We start from the raw sequence: 22729 nt of genomic DNA, 5'->3' as shown, positions 1-22729 counted from the left end.
AGCCTTCACTCCTGCTGATCCGTACCGAGCAGGAGGCGTGTTCCCGTGCCCGAACTTCCCGAGGTCGAGGTCGTCCGCCGTGGTCTGGCCAACTGGGTGGCCGGGCGGACCGTCGCCGACGTCCAGGTGCTGCACCCGCGCGCGGTGCGCCGCCAGCCGGCCGGCGCGGCCGACTTCACCGCCCGGCTCACCGGCACCACCCTCGGCACCGCGCAGCGCCGCGGCAAGTACCTGTGGGTGCCGCTGGCCGGGACGGGCGCGGGCTTCTCGCTGATCGGCCATCTCGGGATGAGCGGCCAACTGCTCGTCCAGGACCCGTCCGTACCCGACGAGACGCACCTGCGGGTGCGGCTGCGCTTCGCCGACGGCGGGCGCGAACTGCGCTTCGTCGACCAGCGGACCTTCGGCTGCCTGGCGGTCGAGGAGGCCGAGGACGGGGACCCGGAGGGCACCCCGGTGTCCATCGCGCACATCGCCCGCGACCCGCTCGACCCGCGCTTCGACGACGCCGCCTTCGCGGCCGCGCTGCGCGCCAAGCGGACCACCGTCAAGCGCGCCCTGCTCGACCAGACCCTGATCAGCGGCGTCGGCAACATCTACGCCGACGAGGCGCTGTGGCGCTCCAAGCTGCACTACGACCGCCCGACCGCGACCCTCACCCGCCCGCAGGCCCTGCTGCTGCTGGCCAACGCCCGGGACGTGATGACCGCGGCGCTCGCCGTCGGCGGCACCAGCTTCGACAGCCTCTACGTCAACGTGAACGGCGAGAGCGGCTACTTCTCCCGGGACCTCGACGCCTACGGCCGCGAGCAGGAGCCCTGCCGGCGCTGCGGCACCCCGATCCGGCGGGCGGCCTGGATGAACCGCTCCAGCTACTTCTGCCCCCGCTGCCAGCGGGTGCCGCGCGCCCGCAGCGGAGGCTGAGCCGTCGGGCGTGCCCCGCGGACCTCCGCCCGGTCGGACGGGGTCCGCGGGGCACGCCCCGCGCTACTTCCGGGTGAGTTCGGGCTCCTGGACGGCCGGCTCCCCGGGCGTGCCGTGGGTGTCCTGGCCGAAGTAGGCGACCCCGACCGCGGCGACCACCGCGAGCAGGAAGCCGATCACACCGAGCCAGCCCAGGCCGGCCTTGGAGGAGTCGCCGAGCCAGAGCACGCCGACCGCGCCGGGCAGCACCGTCTCGCCGACCACCAGCGCGGCGGTCGCGCCGTTCACCGAGCCGATCTGCAGCGCCACGGTGTGGATGTACATGCCGCCGAGACCGCCGACCAGGACCGCGTACAGCGCCGGGTCGGAGAGCAGCTCGCCGAACGCGAACGGCTCGATGCCGTTGAGGATGCGCACCCCGACGCCCAGGGCGCCGAAGCCGAGACCGGAGAGCAGACCGGCGACGATCGCGCCGTTGGCGCCCATCCGCCGCACCAGCAGGCTGCCGCCGACCAGCAGCACGGTGGTGATGATCAGCAGCCACCAGTGGAAGGACATCGCCGCGTGGTGCCCGCCCTCCGGCCCCGCCGAGACGGCCAGCAGCACCAGCGCCGAGCAGAGCACGGCGATCGACGCCCACTCCAGCTGCTTGAGCCGGATCCCCAGCAGCTTGATGCTGAGCACCGCGGTGATCACCAGGTTGGCGCTGATGATGGTCTGGGACAGGAACAGCGGCAGCAGTCGGGCGGCCAGTGCGCCGAGCCCGAAACCGATCAGGTCGAGCACCGTGCCGAGGATGAACTCCCAGGTGACGGCGGCCTTCGCGGTCGAGGACAGGCTCGGGCCGCCGTGCTCGGTGGTCGAGGTGGTGGCGCCCTTGGCGGCCTCCTCCCGCGCGGAGCGGCGGGATCCGACGGCCTGGAGGACCGAGCCGGTGCCGTAGCAGGCGGATGCCGCCACGGCGGTGACGAGGCCGATGATCACCAAGTGCTCCGATCGGGAGTCGGGTCAGGAACGAGCTGAGTAAAGAAAAGGCAATGGGACCGGTGGTCCGGGACCACTATGCCCGTTCGCACGGTACGGTCGGCACGCCCCCCGCAGTGCCCCGGAGCCCGGTCGGACCCGCCGGAACGTACGTCCGGGAGCCTCGCGGGGTTCCCGCCCGGAACCCGCCTCAGGGGCGGCTGGGGGAAACATCATCCCCGAGGAGGGGAGCGGGCCCGGCGGACGGCGGGGGCTCTTGTCAGTACCAGTATGCGAAGGGTATGGCGTGCTCAGCCGCCGGTCGCGGTAGCGTCGGGGGCATGAGAACCCTTGCACGACGTTCCCGGGGCGCCGGGCCGCTTGCCCTGGTGGCGGCGCTGCTCGGGCTGCTGCTCCTGGTGGCGCCCGCGGCCTCGGCCGCCGGCGGGCTGAGCGATGCCGCGGCCACCCTGAAGAAGGGCCAGGTCTACGTCGCCCCGGCCATGACCAGCCGATTCAGCGAGTCCCAGGCCGACGCCCTGAGCAAGAAGATCGACAAGGCCGACAAGCCGATCTTCATCGCGGTCATCCCCGACTCCGCGTACGCGAAGTCCACCCTCCAGGACCTCCGCACCCTGGTGGGCGTCGACGGCGTCTACGCGGTCTGGCACGACGGCAAGCTCGACGCCGGCGGCGACCGCGGCGCGATGGGCGCCGCCCAGGCCCAGCGCATCGCCGGCGCGGCCCAGCGCTCCAACGGCGGCGACATCAACGCCACCCTGAACTCCTTCGTCGACCAGGCCGCCCCGCAGACCAAGGGCACCGGGGTCAACCACAGCACCTCGATCGCCTGGGTGGTCATCCCGCTCGTGCTGGTCGCGCTCGCCGGCACCGGCGTCTTCCTGCTGTTCCGCCGCGCCAAGAAGCGCAAGGAGGAGCAGGCCAGGGCCGAGCTGGAGCAGCTGCGCCGGGTCGTGGACGAGGACATCACCGCCTTTGGCGAGGAGCTGGACCGGCTCGACTTCAGCCCGGCCGCGGCCGACGCCGACGACGCCCAGCGCACCGACTACACCCACGCCCTGGACTCGTACGAGAAGTCCAAGCGGCTGATGGACGAGGCGAAGAAGCCCGAGGACGTCAAGGAGGTCACCGAGGCGATCGAGGACGGCCGCTTCTCGCTGGCCACCCTGGCGGCCCGGCGGGAGAAGCGGCCGCTGCCCGAGCGCCGCCCCCCGTGCTTCATGGACCCGCGGCACGGCCCGTCCGTCAAGGACGTGGACTGGGCCCCGGCCGGCGGCTCCGCCCGTGCCGTGCCGGTCTGCCAGGCCGACGCGGACCGGGTGGCGGCCGGCCTCGACCCGGCGATCCGCACCGTCGACACCGACCAGGGCCCGCAGCCGTACTGGAACGCCGGCCCCGCGTACGCCCCGTACGCCGGCGGGTACTACAGCGGCTTCGGCGGCGGCGGCCTGCTGCCCGGCCTGCTGGTCGGCACCATGCTCGGCTCGATGATGAGCTCCCCGGCCTACGCGGCGGCGCCGATGATGGACGGCGGCTACCAGGACCAGTACGAGGGCGGCGACTTCACCGGCGCCGACTTCAACGCGGCCGACTTCGGTGGCGGCGACTTCGGTGGCGGTGGCGACTTCGGTGGTGGCGACTTCGGCGGCGGGGACTGGTAGTCCGCCGAGCCGACCGACCAGGTCAGCGGCCCCGTCGGTGCTCCGGCGGGGCCGCTCCCGTTCGCGCGGGGACGCGCGCGGGAGGCTAGGGTCGGGGCATGCACGGTCGTGACGCCCACAGTGAGGAACCGGTCCGGGTGACCGCCTGGGTCCGGGGGAAGGTCCAGCAGGTCGGGTTCCGCTGGTGGACCAGGGCGCGGGCGCTGGAGATCGGCCTGACCGGCTATGCCGGCAACCTCGGCGACGGCCGGGTGCAGGTGGTGGCCGAGGGGCTCGCGGCCGACTGCGAGCAGCTGCTGGCCAGACTGCGCGGCCCGGGGACCCCGGGGAACGTCAGCGGGGTCACCGAGATCTGGACGGCCGTCGGCCCCGGCTACGAGGGCTTCGAGATCCGCTGAGCCGCCCCGGGCCCGCCCCGCGGCGGCCCGGCGCGCGGCTCGCCGCTCGGTCCGCAAGCGGGCTTCCGCGAAAAGATCCGGAACTGGCGGTGTCACGAGGTTGCCATCCGGGCAGACTCGTGGTTGACTCCGCATCGAACGATGATCCACGAGCACGGGGTGGACCGGGCCCGAGGCCCCCAGGCGTGACGACTCCGCCGGGCAGGTGACAGGGGCGCGGTAGCGTGCGGTGATCGTGTTGACCCTTTCCGTCTTTGGTGAGACGCTGGAAGCCCGCGCACACGACCGCGTTCTCCCGGCAGGCGCATACCCTCGTGAGCCCAGCTCACGGTGTTGTGCCGTAGTGCCCAGCCAGCACTTCCGGTGACGCGCCGCGCGTGCGTCCCCCTTCCCCCTAGACCTGGACCGTTCCGGTTCGGTCACTCAGCGTGGAGGACCATTCATCATGGCAAAGGCGCTTCTCGGGTACGTCGGCGGCCCCGACCCGCGAATGCTCTCCGAGATGCGACGGCTTCAGCAGCGCGTCCAGGATCTTGAAGCCGAGCTCCTTCGGATGCAGGCTGAGAACGACGCTCTGACCGCTGTCGCTGACGAGCACTCGCTGCTCAACAGCATCGATCTGGATCAGCGGGAGCCGGCTCTCACCTGAGTCCCGCCCGGTCCTCGCAGATCGACGCCGCTGTGCACTGAGCCGCCCCGAAAGGGACGCAGCTTGCAAGGGACGCCCGGATGTGGCGTCCCTTCGTCGTGTCCGGCTCCGGATACAGTCGGTTCCCGTCGTGAGCGATTGAGGAGACCGGCCGCGTGCACCTGAAGAGTCTGACGCTGCGCGGGTTCAAGTCCTTCGCCTCCAGCACCACCCTGCGCTTCGAGCCGGGCATCACCTGCGTCGTCGGGCCGAACGGCTCGGGGAAGTCGAACGTGGTCGACGCGCTGTCCTGGGTGATGGGCGAGCAGGGGGCCAAGTCGCTGCGCGGCGGCAAGATGGAGGACGTCATCTTCGCCGGGACCAGCGGGCGCGCCCCGCTCGGCCGCGCCGAGGTCAGCCTCACCATCGACAACGTCGACGGTGCCCTGCCGATCGACTACTCCGAGGTGACCATCACCCGGACCATGTTCCGCAACGGCGGCAGCGAGTACGCGCTCAACGGCGAGACCTGCCGCCTGCTGGACATCCAGGAACTGCTCTCCGACTCCGGCATCGGCCGCGAGATGCACGTCATCGTCGGCCAGGGGCAACTGGACTCCGTCCTGCACGCCGACCCGATGGGCCGACGCGCCTTCATCGAGGAGGCGGCCGGCATCCTCAAGCACCGCAAGCGCAAGGAGAAGGCGCTGCGGAAGCTGGACGCGATGCAGGCCAGCCTCAACCGGGTCCAGGACCTGGTGGCCGAACTGCGCCGCCAGCTCGGACCGCTCGGCCGACAGGCCCGGATCGCCCGCCGGGCCGCCGGCATCCAGGCCGACCTGCGCGACGCCCGGCTGCGGCTGCTCGCCGACGACCTCGGCGCGCTGCGCCGGGCCGTCGAGGCCGAGGTCGCGGACGAACTGGCGCTGCGGCTGCGCCGCACCACCGTCGAGCAGGAACTGGCCCGAGCGGTGCAGCGCGAGCGCGTCCTGGAGGCGCAGGTCCAGCAACTCGGCCCCGGCCTGGAGACCGCCCGGCAGACCTGGTACCGGCTCTCCGCGCTGGCCGAGCGCACCCGCGGCACCGTCGGGCTGGCCGAGGCCCGGGCCCGGCACGCCGTCGCAGGGGGCCGGGGCGAGGAACGGCGCGGGCGCGATCCCGAGGAGCTGGAGCGGGAGGCCGAGCAGGTCCGCGAGCAGGAGGCCGCGCTGACCGAGGCGCTGGAGGAGACCCGGTACGCGCTGGCCGAGGCCGTCGAGCGCAAGGGCGGACTGGAACGGGACCTGGCCGCCGAGGAGCGCCGGCTGCGGGACGCCGCCCGGGCCATCGCCGACCGCCGGGAGGGCCTGGCCCGGCTGCAGGGGCAGGCCGCCGCCGCCCGGTCCAAGGCCGCCGCGGCGCAGGCCGAGATCGGCCGGCTCACCGAGGCCAGGGACGAGGCGCTGCTGCGCGCCGAGGCGGCCCAGGGCGAACTGGACGAACTCCAGCAGCAGGTGGACGGCCTCGCCGGGGAGGACGAACAGGCCGAGGCCCGGTACCGGCGGGCGCGCGAGCGGTTGGCCGCCGTGGAGGCGGAACTGGCCGCGGCCCGGGAGACGGCCGGCGCCGCCGAGCGCGAGCGGGCCGGGCTGACCGCGCGGCACGAGGCGCTCTCCCTCGGGCTGCGCCGCAAGGACGGCACCGGGGCGCTGCTGGAGGCGGGGGAGCGGCTGGGCGGGCTGCTCGGCCCGGCGGCCGCGCTGCTGCGGATCGAGCCGGGATACGAGGTGCCGATCGCCGCGGCGCTCGGTGCGGTGGCCGACGCGGTGGCCGTCGACTCGCCGTCCGCCGCCGCCGGGGCGCTGCGGCTGCTGCGGGCCGAGGACGCCGGCCGGGCCGCGCTGCTGATCGCCGGTGCCGCCGAAGTGGCGGAGGCGGCGGGGGAGTTGCCCGCCGGTTCCCGCTGGGCGGCCGAACTGGTGGACGGCCCGGCCGAGTTGCTCGGTGCGGTCCGGCGGCCGCTGGCCGCGGTGGCGGTGGTCGAGGACCTGGACCAGGCGCTGCGGCTGGTCGCCTCGCGGCCCGGGATCCGCGCTGTCACCGCCGACGGGGACCTGCTCGACGCCGGCTTCGCCCAGGGCGGCTCCGGCGGTGCGCCCAGCCTGCTGGAGACCCAGGCGGCGGTGGACGAGGCGGCCCGGGCGATCGGTGAACTCACCGCCCGCTGCGCCGAGTCGGCCGAGCGCCTCGCCGAACTCACCGAGCAGCGACGGGAGTCGGCCGCCGAGGTGGAGCAACTGGCCGAGCGGCGGCGGCAGGCGGAGAAGGACCGGGCCCAGGTCGCCGGGGCGCTCGGCCGGCTCGGCGGGCAGGCCCGCGCCGCCGCCGGGGAGGCCGAGCGGCTGTCGGCCGCGGCCGCACGGGCCGAGCAGGGGCTGACCGAGCTGCTGGACGGCGCCGAGGAACTGGCGCGGCGCCTGGCCGCCGCCGAGGAGTCGGCCCCGGCGGGGGAGGACGAGCCGGACGCCACCGAACAGCAGCGGCTGGTCGAGGCCGCGAGCGACGCCCGGCAGGCCGAGCTGGAGGCCCGGCTCGCCGTGCGCACCCACGAGGAGCGGGTCCGCGCCCTGACGGGCCGGGCCGACCAGTTGGACCGGGCCGCCCGCGCCGAGCGCGAGGCGCGCGCCCGGGTCGCCGAGCGCCGCCGGCGCGCCGAGCACGACGCCTCGGTGGCGAACGCCGTCGCGGTGGGCGCCCGGCAGCTGCTGGCCTGCCTGGAGGTGTCGCTGGCCCGCGCGGACGCCGGGCGCGCGGCCGTCGAACAGGCGCGCACCGAGCGCGAGCAGGAGCTGCGCGAGCACCGGGAGCACGGCCGTGGGCTCAAGGAGGAGCTGGACAAGCTCGTCGACGCCGGGCACCGGGACGAGGTGCTGCGGGCCGAGAAGCGGCTGCGGATCGAGCAGCTGGAGGCGCGCGCGCTGGAGGAGTTCGGCATCGACGGCGGCGAACTGCTCGCCTCGTACGGGCCGGACCAGCCCGTCCCGCCGTCGCCCCCGCAGGACGGGACGGAGCCGGGGGAGCCGTACCCGTACGTCCGTGCCGAGCAGGAGAAGCGGCTGCGGGCGGCCGAGAAGGCGTACCAGCAGCTCGGCAGGGTCAACCCGCTGGCGCTGGAGGAGTTCACCGCGCTGGAGGAGCGCCACCGCTTCCTCGGCGAGCAGCTGGACGACCTCAAGCGCAGCCGGCGCGACCTGATGGACATCGTCCGGGACGTGGACCAGCGGGTCGAGCAGCTGTTCACCTCGGCGTACCACGACACCGCCGCCCAGTTCGAGGGCGTCTTCGCCCGGCTCTTCCCGGGCGGCGAGGGCCGGCTGGTGCTGACCGACCCGGACGACATGCTCGGCACCGGGGTCGAGGTGGAGGCCCGCCCGCCGGGCAAGAAGGTCAAGCGGCTGTCGCTGCTCTCCGGCGGCGAGCGCTCGTTGACCGCGGTGGCGCTGCTGGTGGCGATCTTCAAGGCCCGGCCCAGCCCGTTCTACGTGATGGACGAGGTGGAGGCGGCGCTGGACGAGACCAACCTGCGCCGGCTGATCGGGATCATGGAGGAGCTGCGGGAGAGCTCCCAGCTGATCGTCATCACCCACCAGAAGCTCACCATGGAGTCGGCCGACGCCCTCTACGGCGTGACGATGAAGGGCGACGGCATCTCCCGGGTGATCAGCCAGCGGCTGCGCGAAGAGCACCGGGAGCGGCGGCCGCGGGCGGTACGCACCGCATCGGTGTAGTGCGCACCGCATCGGTGTGGGTCGGCTGCGGTCCATCCGGCCCCCGGTCGCGGATACTGGAGCGGTTATGGAATACGTGATTCTTGCCGTAGTCATCGCCGTGATCGCCATCGGTGCGATCGCGGGCCTCGTCGTTTCCGGCAGACGACGCCAGCAGCTGCCCCCGAAGTCGCAGGCGCCGGTCATCACGGCGCCGAAGCCCACCCCGCAGGAACCCCAGGTCGGCGAGGAGTCCGCGCCGCCGACCGAGGCGCCCCGCCGCACCGTCGAGGAGGTGGAACTCCCGGCGGAGCCGGAGGCCGCCGAGGCCCCCGAGGCTCCCGAGGCCGTCGAGGTCGTGCCCGTCGAGGCCGAGGCGGCGCCCGCCGTCGAGGTCCCCGAGCCCACCGCCGGCCGGCTGGTCCGGCTGCGCTCGCGGCTCTCCCGTTCGCAGAACTCGCTCGGCAAGGGTCTGCTCTCGCTGCTCTCCCGGGAGCACCTGGACGAGGACACCTGGGAGGAGATCGAGGACACGCTGCTCACCGCCGACGTCGGTGTCACCCCGACCCAGGAGCTGGTCGAGCGGCTGCGCACCCGGGTGAAGGTGCTCGGTACCCGTACCCCCGACGAGCTGCGCGCGCTGCTGCGCGAGGAGCTGGTCGAGCTGATCGGCAAGGACGCCGACCGCACCGTCCGCTCCACCAGGCACGAGGAGGGCCCGGCGGTGGTCCTGGTGGTCGGCGTCAACGGCGTCGGCAAGACCACCACCACCGGCAAGCTGGCCCGCGTCCTGGTCGCCGACGGCCGCAGGGTGGTGCTCGGCGCCGCCGACACCTTCCGTGCCGCCGCCGCCGACCAGCTCCAGACCTGGGGCGAGCGGGTGGGGGCGCGCACCGTGCGCGGCCCGGAGGGCGGGGACCCGGCCTCGATCGCGTTCGACGCGGTCAAGGAGGGCATCGCCGAGGGCGTCGACACCGTGCTGATCGACACCGCCGGCCGCCTGCACACCAAGACCGGCCTGATGGACGAGCTGGGCAAGGTCAAGCGGGTCGTCGAGAAGCACGGTCCGGTGGACGAGGTGCTGCTGGTGCTGGACGCCACCACCGGCCAGAACGGCCTGGTCCAGGCCCGGGTGTTCGCCGAGGTGGTCGACATCACCGGCATCGTGCTGACCAAGCTGGACGGCACCGCCAAGGGCGGCATCGTGGTCGCGGTCCAGCGCGAGCTGGGCGTGCCGGTCAAGCTGATCGGCCTCGGCGAGGGCGCGGACGACCTGGCTCCGTTCGAGCCGGGCGCGTTCGTGGACGCGCTGATCGGGGACTGACGCCCTCCCCGTACGTGCGACGGTACGTACCCCAGGGCGCACGAAGGGCCCGCTCCCTCCTCGGGGGCGGGCTCTTCCGCATGCCGGGGCGGCGGGTCAGGAGGCCATCCAGGCCGGCTCGGCGGTGCGCTCGCGGCTGCGGTGGCAGGCGTAGGCGAGGGTGCCGAGCAGCAGTCGGGCCTCCGGCGGGCAGCCCGCGTTGTCGCGGGTGGGGCGGCGTAGCCAGCGGACCGGGCCGAGGCCGTCGAGGACGGTGGGCGGGGCGGCGACGTAGCTGCCCTCGCCGTGGCAGGTCAGGTCGAGCGCGGCGTCGTCCCAGCCCATCCGGTACAGCAGGTCGGGCAGGCGCCGTGCGGTGCCGGCGGCGACCAGGAACTGGAGCCGGCCGGTGGGGGCGGCGAGCACCGGGCCCACCTGGGTGCCCATCCGCTCCAGCCGGACCAGGGCCTGGAGGCCGGCCTGCTCGGGGACGTCCAGGACGTCGAAGGCGCGGCCGGTGGGGAAGAGCACCGAGCCCTCGGCGCGGGGGGCGCGGGCCCGGCCGCCGCCGCCCGGCGCGGGGTGCAGGCCGGGGGCGGCGCAGCGGGGGGAGCCGCAGGGACAGCGGGTCGGGGCGGTGGCGCCGGTGACCGGGGTGCCGGTGGCCGGGTCGCCGGTGACGACCGCCCAGCCCCAGCGGCCGGTGTACTCCGCGGCGGCCTGGGACGCGGTGACCTTGGTGCGGCGGCGCGCGCCCAGCGGTGCCAGCCGCAGGTGCCCCAGTCGAAGTTCGCCGAACAGGTTGTCCATGCCTCCCCCAACAGGTTCTCGTTGCCGATGGTTACGGGACGGTGACTGTGTGTCGATTGTCAGCTGTGTGGTGCGTAGTGCGGTGGCGGCGCGCAGCGCGTGGTGTGCGCCTGTTCCGCCGGTGTGCCTCGGGCGCCGCCTTGTGGGGGCGGCGCCGATGCCGGATCGTCGTGTGCGTGGGGCTGTCGCCGTCCCGAGTGAACGGTGAACTCACCTGTGGCTGCGGTGGATTGCGGTGTCCGCCGGGTCCTCCGGGGTGCTTCGGCGGACTTGGCGGCCCGCATATGCCGGGCCGTTGGGACTCCCTAAGTGAAGCGTGTGCCCCTGGGCTTCGGTTCACTCCTGGGGGTGGCGAAAGGTGGCGTTTCGCCAGGGCCGCTCCCGCGGACTCGTCGTGGGGCATTACGTTCAGCGTGCGGATGTCGTCGAGGAGTCTGTTCCGGGCCGCCGAGGCGCGGGAGTCGGGGACCTGACGGATCGTCCGCGACGATGGCACACCAGTGCGAGGGCTTCGCGGTACGGCGGTGCCGCGGCACGGCAGCGCCTCAGGCACGGCACGTCTGGCAAGAGCCCGCAACCGTCGGGCGGTCACGATCGGGGGCCCCGCTAGGGGCCGGGCGGGATGGGGACGTTACCCATGGCAGAGAAGCAACCGAATGAGAAGCTGACCACGTGGTTCGCCCGCAGTGGCTGGTCCAAGGGCGAGTTGGCCCGCCAGGTCAACCGCCGGGCCCGGCAGATCGGCGCCCATCACGTGTCCACCGACACCTCGCGGGTGCGCCGCTGGCTCGACGGAGAGCAGCCCCGCGAGCCGATCCCCAAGATCATGTCGGAACTCTTCTCCGAGCGGTTCGGCTCGGTGGTCTCGATCGAGGACCTCGGCCTGCGCGCGGCGATCCCGGTCTCGACCGTGGGCGGCGGCGTCGACCTGCCGTGGAGCGGTCCGCAGACCGTCCAGCTGATCAGCGACTACTCCCGCAGCGACCTCATGCTCAACCGCCGGGGCTTCCTCGGCACCTCGCTGGCGCTGACCGCGGGCGCCGCGCTGATCGAGCCGATGCAGCGCTGGCTCACCCCCGGCCCGACCGGCGTCCCCACCCCGATCCTCACCGCGGCCAACGGCGGCGAGGCGTTCACGGGCCGGCTCTCCGAACCCGAGCTCGAACTGCTGGAGCAGACCACGGTCATGTTCCGGCAGTGGGACGCGCAGAACGGCGGCGGGCTGCGCCGCAAGGCCGTCGTCGGCCAGCTGCACGAGGTCACCGACCTGCTCCAGGAGACGTACAGCGAGGACACCACCAAGCGGCTGTTCCGGCTCACTGCCGAACTCGCCCACCTGGCCGGGTGGATGTCGTACGACGTCGGGATGCACCCGAGCGCGCAGAAGTACTACGTGCTCGCCCTGCACGCGGCCAAGGAGGCGGGCGACCGCCCGTTCGGGGCGTTGATCCTCACCGACATGAGCCGCCAGATGATCCACCTCAACCGGGGCGAGGACGCCCTGGAGCTCATCCACCTGGCCCAGTACGGCAGCCGCGACACCGCCACCGCGCGCCAGCAGTCCCTGCTGTACGCGATGGAGGCGCGCGCCTACGCCACCATCGGCGAGGTCAACCGCTGCGCCCGGGCGGTCCGGCTGGCCGAGGACACCTTCACCGACATCCGCGAGGGGGACCAGGACCCGGACTGGCTGAAGTTCTTCTCGCCGGCCGAGCTGAACGCCGAGAACGCGCACTCCTTCCGCGACCTCGCGTACCACTCGGACAACGCCGAGCTCTACGCCTCGATGTCCGCGCCGGTGATGGAGACCGCGGTCGACCTGTTCCGTCGGGACGCCGACCACGTGCGCTCGTACGCCTTCAACCTGATCGGCATGGCCAGCGTCCACCTGCTGCAGAAGGAGGCCGAGCAGGCGGCGGTGATGGCCGAGCAGGCGGTGGACATCGCCACCAAGGTGCGCTCGGAGCGGCTGAACTCCCGGGTGCGCAAGACCACGGAGGCCGCGGCGGCCCGGTTCAAGGGCGTGGACGCGGTGAGCCGGCTCAAGGAGCGGGTGGTCCAGGACATCCCGGAGTTCGTCTCGGTGGTCTGACCGGTCCCGCCGAGGGCCTTCCGAGGGAAGCTCCACCGACCGTGGCGGCCGCCGCCGCCACGGTCGGTGGCATGTCCGGAGTCCGACGGTGCGGCCGTCCGCGTGGCGGTTCGGGCCGGGCGGGCGGTGGTTCAGGCCGGGCGGGGCCGCGGTTCACGCAGCCGTAACCCGCGCGTCGCACGTGTCACGGCGGTGAAACAACCGGCCACACCGGCCGAAACCCGCCTTCGACACGCTCGTCCCGACGCCGACGCCCCGGGTGGCACCACGGGACGGATCCCCGGGTGCGGATCGGCCTGAACGCAGAGGAGACGCCGATGCCGGACGGCTTCAGTGCGGGCGACACCGCCTTCGTACTCATCAGTGCCGCCCTGGTCATGCTGATGACCCCGGGGCTGGCCTTCTTCTACGGGGGGATGGTCAGGGCCAAGAGCACGCTGAACATGCTGGCGATGAGCTTCCTCTCGCTCGGCATCGTCAGCGTGCTGTGGGTCCTCTACGGCTACTCGCTCAGCTTCGGATCCGACTCCTTCGCCGGTCTGATCGGAAACCTGGACCACCTCGGGATGCGCGGCCTCGGCCTCGACCAGCTGGCCGGCTCCATCCCGGTCACCGCCTTCGCGCTCTTCCAGCTGATGTTCGCGGTCATCACCCCGGCGCTGATCAGTGGCGCCGTGGCGGACCGGGCGAGATTCGCCGCCTGGGGGCTGTTCATCGCGCTCTGGGTGACCGTCGTCTACTTCCCGGTCGCGCACTGGGTGTTCTTCTTCGACGGCGGCCACGGCGGCTGGCTGGGAGACCGCAACGGCGTGATCGACTTCGCCGGCGGGACCGCCGTGCACATCAACGCGGGCGTCGCCGGGCTCGCCCTCTGCCTGGTGCTGGGCAAGCGGATCGGCTTCCGGAAGGACCCGATGCGCCCGCACAGCCTGCCGCTGGTGATGCTCGGCTCCGGACTGCTCTGGTTCGGCTGGTTCGGCTTCAACGCGGGCTCGGCGCTGGCCGCCAACGGCGTCGCCGCGATGGCGATGGTCAACACCCAGGTCGCCACCGGCGCGGCGCTGGTCGGCTGGCTGGTCTACGAGAGGTTCAGGCACGGCGCGTTCACCACGTTGGGTGCCGCCTCCGGAGCGGTGGCCGGGCTGGTCGCGATCACCCCGGCCTGCGGCTCGGTCAGCCCGCTCGGGGCGGTGGCGATCGGGCTGGTCGCGGGCGCGGTCTGCTGCGCCGCCGTCTCGCTGAAGTACCGCTGGGGCTTCGACGACTCGCTCGACGTGGTGGGCGTGCACGCGGTCGGCGGCGCGGTCGGTTCGCTGCTGGTCGGCCTGTTCGCCACCGGCGGGGTCGGCCAGGGCGTCAAGGGCCTGTTCTACGGGGGCGGGATCGGGCAGCTCGGCAAGCAGGCGATGGGCGTGGCGGTGGTCGCGGCGTACTCCTTCGTGCTGTCCTGGCTGCTGGCCAAGGCGGTGGACCGGCTGATCGGCTTCCGGGTCGCCGCGGACGTCGAGGTGGCCGGCATCGACCGGGCCGAACACGCCGAGTCCGCCTACGATTTCAGCGCCGTGGGGGCGGGCCTGGCCCGGGCCCTGCCGGGCCTGGCCGTCGCTGCCGCGAAGCCCGTCGCCGAACGGTCCGCCGCCGCGGAGCCCGACCCGGAGCCCGCGGCGAAGCCCGCCGAGAAGAAGACCGAGGTCGACGCCCGATGAAGCTCATCACCGCCGTGATCAAGCCGTACCGACTGGACGAGGTGAAGGCCGCCCTGCAGGCTTTCGGGGTGCACGGCCTGACCGTCACCGAGGCCAGCGGCTACGGCCGCCAGCGCGGCCACACCGAGGTGTACCGGGGGGCCGAGTACACCGTGGACCTGGTACCGAAGGTCAGGATCGAGGTCCTGACCGAGGACGAGGACGCCGAGGACCTGATCGAGGTCCTGGTGAACGCCGCCAGGACCGGGAAGATCGGCGACGGCAAGGTGTGGAGCGTCCCGGTCGACACCGCCGTACGGGTCCGCACCGGCGAGCGCGGGCCGGACGCCCTGTAGCCCGACCGCGCACCGGCGGGCCCTTCGCCAGGGGAGGGTCCGCCCGACGGCGCACCGGCGTCCCCCGGCCGGTCGAACGGCTCGTCCTCGGGTCGGAGCGGCGGTACGGGGCTCACCGGTGCGACGGTCCACCAGCACGACGGACGGGACTCCGCGCATGACCACCGAGACCAGCCCCTCCGACCCCTGTGACCCGGCGGGGCACGCCGCCGCCCGGGCCGCGCTGCTCGCCGGCCCCGGTCCGGTCGGCCGCCCCCGCCGGCGGGCGCTCGCCCGGCTCACCGACGACTGGCTGGCCGGGCTGCTCGCCGCCGCCGGCGCCCCGCCCGGCGTCGCGCTGGTCGCGGTCGGCGGGTACGGGCGCGGCGAGCTCTCCCCGCGCAGCGACCTGGACGTCCTGCTGCTGCACTCCGGCCCGATCGCCCGGGAGCTGCCCGAGCGGATCTGGTACCCGGTCTGGGACGCGGGCGCCCGGCTCGACCACGCGGTGCGCACGGTGGCCGAGGCCCGCTCGGTCGCCGCCGCCGACCTCAAGGCCCAGCTCGGTCTGCTGGACGCCCGCCACCTCGCCGGGGACCGGGCGCTCACCGACGCGCTGCGCTCCGCGGTGCTCACCGACTGGCGCGCGAGCGCCCCCGCACGCCTGCCCGAGCTGCGCGAGCTGGCCCGCGCGCGGGCCGAACGGCAGGGTGAGCTGGCCTTCCTGCTGGAACCCGACCTCAAGGAGGCCCGCGGCGGCCTGCGCGACGTCGTGGTGCTGGACGCGATCGCCGCCACCTGGCTCGCCGACGCGCCCCGCGACGGCCTGGACGCCGCCGCACTGTGGCTGGCCGACGTGCGCGACGCCCTGCACCTGGCCACCGGCCGGGCCACCGACCGGCTGAGCCTCCAGGACCAGGACCAGGTCGCCGAGCGGCTCGGGGTGCTGGACGCCGACACCCTGCTGCGCCGGGTCTACGAGGCGGCCCGCACCATCGCGTACGCGGGCGACGTCACCTGGCGGGCGGTGGACCGGGTGCTGGCGGCCCGCGCCGGCCGCGGTCGGCGGGTGCGCCGTCCGGGCATCCCGTTCGTCGGCCCCGGCCGCGGCGCCGGAGGGCAGGTCCACGGCGCCGGAGGGCGGGCCCGGGGCGCGGTCGAGCGGCGTCCGCTCGCCGAGGGCGTGGTCGAGCAGGACGGCGAGGCGGTACTCGCCCAGGGCGCCCGGCCGGCCGCCGACCCGGTGCTGCCGCTGCGCGCCGCGGCCGCCGCCGCGCAGAACGGGCTGACCGTCTCGTACGCCACGGTGCGCCGGCTGGCCGCCGAGTGCCGCCCGCTGCCGGTGCCCTGGCCGGACGAGGCGCGCGAGCAGCTGGTCACCCTGCTGGGCGCGGGGGAGGCGGCCGTCCCGGTGTGGGAGGCGCTGGAGGCGGAGGGGCTGGTCCGGCGGCTGCTGCCGGACTGGGAGCGGGTGCGCTGCCGTCCGCAGCGCAACGCCGTGCACCGCTGGACGGTGGACCGGCACCTGGTGGAGACGGCGGTGCGGGCCGCCGCGATGACCCGCCGGGTGGCCCGGCCGGACCTGCTGCTGGTCGCCGCGCTGCTGCACGACATCGGCAAGGGTTGGCCGGGGGACCACTGCGAGGCCGGCGAGGTGATCGTCCGCGACCTCGGCCCCCGGATGGGCTTCGGCCCCGAGGACACCGAGACGCTGGCGGTGCTGGTCCGCCACCACCTGACCCTGGTGGACACCGCGACCCGGCGCGACCCGGACGACCCGGCGACCGTCGAGGCGATCACCAAGGTGGTCACCACCCGGGCCGAGCTGGAGCTGTTGCGCGCGCTCACCGAGGCGGACGCGCTGGCCACCGGCCCCGTCGCGTGGAGCGCCTGGCGGGCCTCGCTGGTGGACGGCCTGGTGGCCCGGGTGGCGGACCGGCTGGCCGGGGCGGGCGCCCCGCCGGTGGAGCCGGCGCCGACCGCCGAGCAGGAGCGGCTCGTGGTGGAGGCCGCCAGGACGGGGCAGCCCGCGCTGTCGCTGCGGGCCCGGTCCGAGGGGGCGGCGCCGGGCGCCGAGCCGATGGGCGTCGAGCTGGACCTGGCGGTCCCGGACCGTCCCGGGCTGCTCGGCACCGCCGCCGGGGTGCTCGCGCTGCACCGGCTGGCCGTCCGCTCGGCCGGGCTGCGCGAGCTGGACCCGGTGGGCGCAGGGCCGGTGCTGCTGCTGTCCTGGCGGGTGGCGGCCCAGTACGGCGAGCTGCCGGAGGCGGCCCGGCTGCGGGCCGACCTGCGCCGGGCACTGGACGGCTCGCTGGACGTCGCCCGCCGGCTCGCCGAGCGGGACGCCGCGGCCCCGCGCCGCCGGGGCATCCCCACCCCACCGCCGCTGGTCGCGGTGGCGCCCGCGGTGGCCTCGGCGACCGCGACCGTGCTGGAGGTCCGCGCGCACGACGCCCCCGGGCTGCTGCACCGGATCGGCCGGGCACTGGACGGGGCGGGTGTGCGGGTGCGCACCGCGCACGTCTCCACGCTGGGCGCGGAGGCCGTCGACTCGTTCTACCTGACCGACGGGGACGGCCGGCCGCTGACCGCCCGGCGGGCCGGCGAGGCGGCGGCGGCGGTCCGGGCCGCGCTGGGCTGAGCGCTCGGCGTGGCGTGGCGGGCCCCGCAGGGGAAGGTCGGGGGGAGGCCGGACGGCGAGGTCGGCCGGGGTGCGGGCGGGCGTTCCGACCGGGGGTGGAGACCGTACCCGGGGCGGCCGGATACCCTGGGGGGCGACGACCGTACCGATACCGATGCCGTAGAGGACCCGCGACGACGTGTTCGACACCCTTTCCGATCGCCTCGCAGCGACGTTCAAGAACCTCCGGGGCAAGGGCCGCCTGAGCGAGGCGGACATCGACGCCACCGCCCGCGAGATCCGCATCGCGCTGCTGGAGGCGGACGTCGCGCTGCCGGTCGTCCGGGCCTTCATCAAGCAGGTCAAGGAGCGGGCGCTCGGTGCCGAGGTCTCCGGCGCGCTGAACCCGGCGCAGCAGATCATCAAGATCGTCAACGAGGAGCTCATCGCGATCCTCGGCGGCGAGACCCGCCGGGTGCGGTTCGCCAAGAGCGGCCCGACGGTGATCATGCTCGCCGGTCTCCAGGGTGCCGGTAAGACCACCCTCGCGGGCAAGCTCGGCCACTGGCTGAAGAAGCAGAAGCACACCCCACTGCTGGTCGCCTGCGACCTCCAGCGCCCCAACGCGGTCAACCAGCTCCAGGTGGTCGCCGAGCGCGCCGACGTGGCCTTCTACGGCCCGCAGCCGGGCAACGGCGTCGGCGACCCGGTGCAGGTGGCCAAGGACTCGATCGAGTACGCCAAGCAGAAGCAGTACGACGTCGTCATCGTCGACACCGCCGGCCGCCTGGGCATCGACGCCGAGCTGATGCAGCAGGCCGCCGACATCCGCGCCGCGGTGAACCCGGACGAGGTCCTGTTCGTCGTCGACGCGATGATCGGCCAGGACGCGGTCACCACCGCGCAGGCCTTCCTCGACGGCGTCGACTTCACCGGCGTGGTGCTCTCCAAGCTCGACGGCGACGCCCGCGGCGGTGCCGCCCTGTCGGTCGCGCACGTCACCGGCCGGCAGATCATGTTCGCCTCCAACGGCGAGAAGGTCGACGACTTCGACGCCTTCCACCCGGACCGGATGGCCTCGCGCATCCTCGGCATGGGTGACGTCCTCTCGCTGATCGAGAAGGCCGAGCAGACCTTCTCGCAGGCCGAGGCGGAGAAGATCGCCGCCAAGCTGCGCGGCGGCCCGAAGCAGTTCACCCTGGACGACTTCCTGTCCCAGCTGGAGCAGGTCCAGAAGATGGGCTCGATCTCCAAGCTGCTCGGCATGCTGCCGGGCATGGGCCAGATCCGGGACCAGATCAACAACATCGACGACAAGGACGTCAACCGGGTCGGCGCGATCATCAAGTCGATGACCCCGGCCGAGCGCGCCGAGCCGGAGCTGATCAACGGCTCCCGCCGGGCCCGCATCGCCAAGGGCTCCGGCGTCCAGGTCGGCGAGGTGAAGAACCTGGTCGAGCGGTTCTTCGAGGCCCGCAAGATGATGTCCGCGATGGCCTCCGGCAAGGGGATGCCGGGCATGCCGGGCATCCCCGGCATGGGCGGCGGCGCGAAGAAGTCCGGCAAGAAGGCCCCGCAGGCCAAGGGCAAGCGCAAGAGCGGCAACCCGCTGAAGCGCGCGCAGGAGGAGGCCGCGGCCGCCGAGCGCCGCGCGCTCGGCCCGGGCGCCGGCCAGGGTCCGGCGGACGGCGGCGCGTTCGGCCTCGGCGCGGGCAAGGGCCCGGCCGACTTCGAGCTGCCCAAGGAGTTCAAGGACATGCTGTAGTCCTTGATCGACTCTGATCGGCCCGTCGTCCGGTGTTTCCGGGCGGCGGGCCGATCGCGTGTCCGATGATGGGGTCATGCGAGTGATGATCAGGGCCCCGAGGGCCGAGGACACGGCCGTTTACGCCGACGCGGTCCGGCGGTCCGCCGAACACATCGGCCGGTGGAACCCGGTCGAGCCGGACGGACTGCCCGACCTGCTGAAGCGCCAGGGCTCCGGGCTGCGGACCTTCCTGATCCTCGACCGGGAGACCGGCGGACTGGTCGGCAAGGTGAACGTCGCCAACATCGTGATGAGCCGGTTCTGCAACGCCACGCTGGGCTACGACTCGTACCTGCCGTTCAACGGCACCGGGCGGATGACCGAGGGCATGCGGCTGGTCCTGGACCGCTGCTTCGCCCCGCAGTCGTCCGACGGACTGGGCCTGCACCGGCTGGAGATCAACGTCCAGCCGGACAACGAGCGATCGATCGCGATGGCCAAGCGGCTGGGCTTCCGGCACGAGGGCTTCTCCCCGCGGATGCTGTTCCTCCAGGGGGACTGGCGCGACCACGAGCGGTTCGCGCTGACCGCCGAGGAGTGGCCGGGCACGACGGCATAACCGCTGGTGGGAGCGGCCGGCGCGGCCGTACGGCGGCTCGGGCGCGGCGTTGCGATTGGCTCGCCCGAGCACCTGTCCGTATTGTCCGATGGGTGACCGAACCCGTGCCGCCACGTCAGACTCCCGACCAGCCCTGGCGCTCGGAGGGCGCCCCGCCCCCGCCGCCCAAGCGCCGGATGCCCGGCGGCTGGGTGGGGCTCGCCCTCACCGCCCTCGTGGTGTTCCTGATCTCCGACCTGCTGTTGTCCTTCTTCGGCCCCGCCGGGTCCACCACGATCTCGTACACCGAGTTCAACAACCAGCTGAACAAGGGCAACATCACCAAGATCTACGCCAAGGGCGACGCGATCGAGGGCACCCTCAAGACCGCCCAGCCCAAGCCGGACGGCGGCAAGGGCGACTACACCGAGTTCGACACCCAACGGCCCTCCTTCGCGGGCGACAACCTCTGGAGCACCCTGCAGCAGAAGGGCGTCGAGGTCACCGCCACCTCGCCGGTCCAGCAACGCAGCTTCCTCACCAACCTGCTGCTCTCGCTCGCCCCGATGCTGCTGCTGATCTTCATCTGGGTGATGCTCGCCCGCCGGATGGCCGGCGGACTCGGCGGCGGACCGCTCGGCCGCAAGGCCCCGCCCAAGCCGGTCACCGCCGAGCAGGGCAAGCGCACCACCTTCGCCGACGTGGCCGGCATCGACGAGGTCGAGGCCGAACTCACGGAGGTCGTCGACTACTTGAAGAACCCCGAGCGGTACCGCAGGCTCGGTGCCAAGATGCCGCGCGGCGTGCTGCTGAGCGGCCCGCCCGGAACCGGCAAGACCCTGCTGGCCCGGGCGGTGGCCGGCGAGGCGAACGTGCCGTTCTTCTCCGCCTCCGCCTCCGAGTTCATCGAGATGATCGTCGGCGTCGGCGCCAGCCGGGTCCGCGAGCTGTTCGCCGAGGCCCGCAAGGTCGCCCCGGCGATCATCTTCATCGACGAGATCGACACCATCGGCCGCCAGCGCGGCGCCGGCGGCGGCATGGGCGGGCACGACGAGCGCGAGCAGACGCTCAACCAGATCCTCACCGAGATGGACGGCTTCACCGGCTCCGAGGGCGTCATCGTGATCGCCGCGACCAACCGGGCGGACGTGCTCGACCCGGCGCTGCTGCGCCCCGGCCGCTTCGACCGGCGGATCACCGTCAGCCCGCCCGACCGGGAGGGCCGGGCGGCGATCCTGCGCATCCACAGCCGCAGCGTCCCGCTGGCCGGCGGCACCGACCTCAGCCGGCTGGCCAAGGTCACGCCGGGGATGACCGGCGCCGAGCTCGCCAACCTGGTCAACGAGGCCGCGCTGCTGGCCGTCAAGCGCAAGCAGGACGCGGTCAACGAGCGGGACCTCTCGGACGCCCTGGAGAAGGTCCAGCTCGGTGCGGTGCGGCCGCTGGTGATGCCGCAGGAGGAGCGCGAGCGGACGGCGTACCACGAGAGCGGGCACGCGCTGCTGGGCATGCTCCAGCCCGGCGCGGACCCGGTCCGCAAGATCACCATCGTGCCGCGCGGCCGGGCGCTCGGCGTCACCCTCTCCACCCCGGAGGACGACCGCTACTCGTACACCGAGCCCTACCTGCGCGGCCGGATCATCGGCGCGCTCGGCGGCATGGCGGCCGAGCAGGTGGTCTACGGAGTGATCACCACCGGCGCGGAGAGCGACCTGGAGCAGGTCACCAACATCGCCCGCGGGATGGCCGGGCGCTGGGGGATGAGCGAGCGGGTCGGCCGGCTCACCGCGGTGCCCTCCGACCCGCAGGGCGCGTACGGGCTCTCCGCCGCGCCGACCACCCTGGACGCGGTGGACGAGGAGGCCCGGCGGATCGTCTCCGAGTGCTACGACGACGCGCTGCGGATCCTGACCGAGCAGCGGCACCGGCTGGATGCGCTGGCGGCTGCGCTGCTGGAGGCGGAGACGCTGGACGAGGCGGAGGCGTACCGGGCGGCGGGAGTGCCGCGGGGGGCGTCGGCGGAGGGCTCCGGAGGGGCCGAGGGGTCCGGTGGGGCCGGTGGCTCTGACGGGGCCGGTGGCTCCGATGGCTCCGATGGGTCCGACGGGAAGTCGATCGACCGGGCGTGAAGCCGGGAATCGGGGGCGTGCGCCATGGTGGCGGGCGCCCCCGATTTCGTGTTTCCCGGTCCCTTTCCCTGCCTCCTGCCCCGCCTCTTGCCCCGTCCCTGTCCCCGCTCTGCCTAGCGCGGCCGCTCGGCGACCAGGTAGCGGAACAGGTTCTCCATCCGCACCGAGCCGTCCGCGCGCAGGTACGGCTGGAGCACCTCCTCCAGTTCCTTGGCCACCAGCGAGGCGCCGGAGAACTCCTCGGCCGGCTCGAACAGGCCGGTGGAGAGCAGCCCGCGCACCGCGCTGTCGAGGTCGGCGTAGGCGAACGGGCAGCTCACCCGGCCGCTGCCGGCCGGACGCAGCCCGGCCGGGGCGAGCAGGTCCTCCAGGGCGCCGGGCGCGCTCAGCTCGAACGGGTCGCGCGCGGTGGTCCGACCCGCCATCCGCCGGGCCACGTCCAGCACCGGGGCGCTCTCGCAGCGCTCCGGCGGCCCCCAGGCGGCCAGCACCACGTGCCCGCCCGGGAGGGTGAGCCGGGCGGCCTCGGCCACCACCGGGCCGGGCTCGGCGGCGCCGGGCAGCTGCTCGAAAACCGTCACCAGCGAATGGGCCGGGTGGGGGACGGCGGATGGTCTCCGGGCCCCCGCGCACACCCGCAGCCGACGGGCGCGGGCCAGCTCGCGCAGCTCGTCCCGCGGCTCCTGACCGGCGACCTGGGCGCCCCGGCCGGCCGCGAGCAGAAGGGCCAGTCCGGACCGGCAGCCCAGGCCCAGCACGCTGCTCGCCGGGCCGACCTCCAACCGGTCGTAGACCGCCTCGTAGAGCGGCACCAGCATGCGCTCCTGGATCTCCGCCCAGTCGCGCGCCCGCGTGGGGCGCGCCGCCCCGGTCCGCGGGTGGTGCGGGCGTGCGCCCGTCGGTCGTGCGGTCGTGCCGGTCGTCCGCGCTGAAGCCATGGCGGCCTCCCATCCGGTCCTTCGGTGTGCTGCTACGGCTCCCCCAAAGTCCCGCCCCACACCAGCGAACAGCGGGTCGGGCCCGGCGTCCAGAGGGGTGCAGGGTGGTGCGCGCGTGTCACGGTGGTGCG

16 protein-coding genes are annotated in these 22729 nt (G+C 74.0%); 13 read left to right on the top strand and 3 right to left on the bottom strand.

Features of this window, described 5'->3' with window-relative positions; all coding sequences use genetic code 11:
* Positions 1-45 precede the first annotated feature (45 nt).
* Positions 46-924 (top strand): bifunctional DNA-formamidopyrimidine glycosylase/DNA-(apurinic or apyrimidinic site) lyase, encoded by an 879-nt coding sequence (gene mutM, locus ACGF0D_RS29720; RefSeq protein ID WP_392921422.1) that lies wholly within the window; start codon positions 46-48, stop codon positions 922-924.
* Between the two features lie 63 nt (positions 925-987).
* Here mutM and ACGF0D_RS29715 read toward each other — a convergent pair whose 3' ends face one another.
* Positions 988-1908, bottom strand: a complete 921-nt coding sequence (locus tag ACGF0D_RS29715; protein ID WP_392883825.1) for a hypothetical protein — start codon at positions 1906-1908, stop codon at positions 988-990.
* A gap of 320 nt (positions 1909-2228) precedes the next feature.
* Between ACGF0D_RS29715 and ACGF0D_RS29710 the strand changes: the two genes are divergently transcribed.
* From ACGF0D_RS29710 to ftsY, 5 genes are all read left to right on the top strand, one after another.
* On the top strand, positions 2229-3569 hold the full coding sequence (locus ACGF0D_RS29710) for a hypothetical protein (protein ID WP_392921419.1): 1341 nt from the start codon (positions 2229-2231) through the stop codon (positions 3567-3569).
* 98 nt (positions 3570-3667) lie between these two features.
* A complete protein-coding gene (locus ACGF0D_RS29705; protein ID WP_359900575.1) occupies positions 3668-3967 on the top strand; it encodes an acylphosphatase in 300 nt (99 codons plus the stop codon).
* A gap of 445 nt (positions 3968-4412) precedes the next feature.
* On the top strand, positions 4413-4616 hold the full coding sequence (locus ACGF0D_RS29700) for a hypothetical protein (RefSeq protein ID WP_045702518.1): 204 nt from the start codon (positions 4413-4415) through the stop codon (positions 4614-4616).
* A 155-nt stretch (positions 4617-4771) separates the two neighbouring features.
* Positions 4772-8362 (top strand): chromosome segregation protein SMC, encoded by a 3591-nt coding sequence (gene smc / locus ACGF0D_RS29695; RefSeq protein ID WP_392921416.1) that lies wholly within the window; start codon positions 4772-4774, stop codon positions 8360-8362.
* Between the two features lie 67 nt (positions 8363-8429).
* Entirely contained in the window at positions 8430-9665 is a 1236-nt protein-coding gene (gene ftsY / locus ACGF0D_RS29690) for a signal recognition particle-docking protein FtsY (RefSeq protein ID WP_392883820.1), read from the top strand.
* A 96-nt stretch (positions 9666-9761) separates the two neighbouring features.
* Here the strand turns inward: ftsY and ACGF0D_RS29685 are convergent, their stop codons facing one another.
* On the bottom strand, positions 9762-10454 hold the full coding sequence (locus tag ACGF0D_RS29685; protein ID WP_392883818.1) for a bifunctional DNA primase/polymerase: 693 nt from the start codon (positions 10452-10454) through the stop codon (positions 9762-9764).
* Positions 10455-11091: 637 nt separating this feature from the next.
* Here ACGF0D_RS29685 and ACGF0D_RS29680 point away from each other — a divergent pair.
* The 7 genes from ACGF0D_RS29680 to ftsH all read left to right on the top strand — a co-directional run bounded on the left by ACGF0D_RS29680 (position 11092) and on the right by ftsH (position 21660).
* Positions 11092-12546, top strand: a complete 1455-nt coding sequence (locus tag ACGF0D_RS29680; protein ID WP_392921413.1) for a hypothetical protein — start codon at positions 11092-11094, stop codon at positions 12544-12546.
* A gap of 317 nt (positions 12547-12863) precedes the next feature.
* Positions 12864-14252, top strand: coding sequence for an ammonium transporter (locus tag ACGF0D_RS29675; protein WP_392921411.1), 1389 nt, complete (start codon positions 12864-12866; stop codon positions 14250-14252).
* Positions 14249-14587 carry a P-II family nitrogen regulator gene (locus ACGF0D_RS29670; protein WP_392883814.1) on the top strand — a complete coding sequence of 113 codons (339 nt, stop codon included), beginning with the start codon at positions 14249-14251 and terminating at the stop codon, positions 14585-14587. The genes ACGF0D_RS29675 and ACGF0D_RS29670 overlap by 4 nt, the downstream gene beginning before the upstream one ends.
* Before the next feature lie 157 nt (positions 14588-14744).
* A complete protein-coding gene (locus ACGF0D_RS29665; protein ID WP_392883812.1) occupies positions 14745-17207 on the top strand; it encodes a [protein-PII] uridylyltransferase in 2463 nt (820 codons plus the stop codon).
* 178 nt (positions 17208-17385) lie between these two features.
* Positions 17386-18951, top strand: a complete 1566-nt coding sequence (ffh, locus tag ACGF0D_RS29660) for a signal recognition particle protein (protein WP_392883810.1) — start codon at positions 17386-17388, stop codon at positions 18949-18951.
* 76 nt (positions 18952-19027) lie between these two features.
* Positions 19028-19552 carry a GNAT family N-acetyltransferase gene (locus ACGF0D_RS29655; protein ID WP_392921409.1) on the top strand — a complete coding sequence of 175 codons (525 nt, stop codon included), beginning with the start codon at positions 19028-19030 and terminating at the stop codon, positions 19550-19552.
* Positions 19553-19644: 92 nt separating this feature from the next.
* Positions 19645-21660, top strand: a complete 2016-nt coding sequence (gene ftsH, locus ACGF0D_RS29650; RefSeq protein WP_392921406.1) for an ATP-dependent zinc metalloprotease FtsH — start codon at positions 19645-19647, stop codon at positions 21658-21660.
* A gap of 113 nt (positions 21661-21773) precedes the next feature.
* On the opposite strand, the gene ACGF0D_RS29645 is transcribed toward ftsH, so the two are convergent.
* The gene (locus ACGF0D_RS29645) at positions 21774-22598 is read right to left on the bottom strand and encodes a class I SAM-dependent methyltransferase (RefSeq protein WP_392921403.1); all 825 of its coding nucleotides are present in this window, start codon (positions 22596-22598) and stop codon (positions 21774-21776) included.
* Between the last annotated feature and the right edge of the window lie 131 nt (positions 22599-22729).

The organism is Kitasatospora sp. NPDC048298, from assembly GCF_043201465.1.
Taxonomy (GTDB): Bacteria; Actinomycetota; Actinomycetes; order Streptomycetales; family Streptomycetaceae; genus Kitasatospora.
Note: the sequence above shows the minus strand (reverse complement) of the source record. Positions and strands in the feature narration are given on the sequence as shown.